We start from the raw sequence: 324 nt of genomic DNA, 5'->3' as shown, positions 1-324 counted from the left end.
GTGCGCCAGTCCGGACTTGGCGAGGCGATTGCAAGTGCTGCCGGCGGCATCGTTACGGCCGACGCCCAGAATCCTTTCGACGCGGCCTTGAAGCTCGATCCGGCCAACGCCAAGGCGAATTTCTATTTGGCTGTCGGCCTCGCCCAGGAGGGCAGGAAGGCCGAGGCTGTCGCCGCCTGGCAAAAGATGCTCGGCCAGCTCGCGCCGGACTCGCCCTGGCGCAACGCCGTCCAGCAGTCGCTTGCCGAGGCGGGCGAAATGGCGGTCGCCGCAAACCCGCCGGCGAACGGCCCCGATGCGCAACAAATGGAAGCGGCCCAGCAG

The 324-nt window shown here is 67.9% G+C and carries 1 pseudogene; it reads left to right on the top strand.

What is annotated here, in order from left to right:
* Positions 1 to 324: pseudogene (locus EN852_RS37780) on the top strand (c-type cytochrome biogenesis protein CcmI); the annotation flags it as partial.

The organism is Mesorhizobium sp. M2E.F.Ca.ET.209.01.1.1 (assembly GCF_004010375.2).
Taxonomy (GTDB): Bacteria; Pseudomonadota; Alphaproteobacteria; order Rhizobiales; family Rhizobiaceae; genus Mesorhizobium.
Note: the sequence above shows the minus strand (reverse complement) of the source record. Positions and strands in the feature narration are given on the sequence as shown.